The 1,624-nt window shown below is 64.5% G+C and carries 1 pseudogene; it reads right to left on the bottom strand.

Features of this window, described 5'->3' with window-relative positions:
* Window positions 1-1,470 (bottom strand): annotated as a pseudogene (tnpC, locus tag H163_RS23470) (IS66 family transposase); the annotation flags it as partial.
* Window positions 1,471-1,624: the final 154 nt, after the last annotated feature.

Raw genomic sequence — 1,624 nt, 5'->3', positions numbered from 1 at the left:
CCGATCCGGCGAAGAGCCATGACTTCCTGCCGAGGGCAAAACCTCTCAGCGCCCGCTCGGCCGCATTGTTCGTCAGGCAAATCCTGCCGTCTTCCAGGAAGGACGTGAAGCCATGCCAGCGCTTGAGCATGTAATCGATCGCCTCGGCGACCGGCGAACTGCGCGACAGCTTTGCCCGCTCGGTCCTCATCCAATCCTCGAGCTCTTCGACGAGCTGCCGGCTGTCCTTGCGACGGCGCTCCAGGCGATGGTTGGCAGGAAGCCCGTTGATCTCGCGTTCGATGTCGAACAGCGCGTCGATCCGTCCGACGGCATCCAGCGCCATCGGCGAGATCGGCGCAGCGCTCCTTCCCCGCTTGGCGTTCGTGGCAATATCGGCCAGCACGAAGAACTTGCGGCGGGAATGCGCCCAGCACAGTGCTTGGCGCAGAGGCGCGGGATCACGATCAACCTTGAACAGCGGATTGTAGCCGCCATAGGCATCCGCCTGCAGAATGCCGGTGAAGGTCTTGAGGTGGCGCTCGGGATGCTCCTGCCGACGGTCTCGCGACGCGTAGAACAGCGCCGCAGGGGGGACTGTCCGCCGAACGGCCGGTCATCCCGGACATAGGTCCATATGCGCCCCGTATCGGTCTTTCCCTTCGCCAGGATCGGCACCGTGGTGTCGTCACCATGCAGGCGCTCGGCGGCCAGGACATAGGCCTCGATCAGCGAATGGATGGGCTTGAGCGCAGTGGCACAAGCGCCAACCTGATCGGCGAGCGTCGACAGGCTGAGGTCGATGCCCTCGCGGGCGTAGCGTTCGCTCTGGCGGTTCAGCGGCTGATGCTGTGCAAACTTCTCGAACAGGATCATCGCCAGCAAGTTCGGCCCGGCAAAGCCGCGCGGCGTCACATGGAAGGGTGCCGGCGGCTGCGCAATCTTCTCACACTCGCGGCAGGTAAACTTCTCCCGCACCGTCTGGATGACTTTCCACTGGCGCGGGATCACCTCCAGCGTCTCGGTGATGTCCTCGCCGAGCTTCGACAGCCTGGCGGAACCGCAGCAGGGGCAACTCGCCGGGGCGGCGATCACGACGCGTTCGCGCGGCAGGTGTTCGGGAAAGGGCTTGCGTGATGGGCGCTTGCGCTCGAAGGCCTTGACGGTTGAAGCCCTGGCAGTCATCTCCGCCGCAGTCTCGTCTTCGCCAGCGTCGGCCTCGAGCTCCTCGAGCTGCAGTTCCATCTGTTCAAGAAGACGTGCCTTGCGCTCGGACCGGCTGCCGTAAAGCTCCCGGCGAACCTTCTCGATCTCCAGCTTCAACCGCGCGATCAGCGCTTCGGAATGCGACACGAGCGCCTTCGCGCTGGCGGCGTCCGCCTTGGCGGTCGCGGCTTCTGCCTCCGCCGCAATTCGCCGAGCACGCTCCTCAGCCAGTAGTGCAAGTGCCCTGGAAAGGTCGTCGGGATGCTGCTCGGCGTTGGTGTTCATGGCAGGATGGAATCATATTCGACCCCGCCAATCCAGTGTTTTTGCTCACCCTGCCGCCGTCGGCCGCCAGGTCTTTTGCGGCATCCGCCAGTCGATGCCTTCCAGCAGATAGCCGAGCTGGGCCGGTGTGATTACCACCGCTCCATCGGCCGCC

Source organism: Pannonibacter phragmitetus DSM 14782 (assembly GCF_000382365.1).
Classification (GTDB): domain Bacteria; phylum Pseudomonadota; class Alphaproteobacteria; order Rhizobiales; family Stappiaceae; genus Pannonibacter; species Pannonibacter phragmitetus.
Note: the sequence above shows the minus strand (reverse complement) of the source record. Positions and strands in the feature narration are given on the sequence as shown.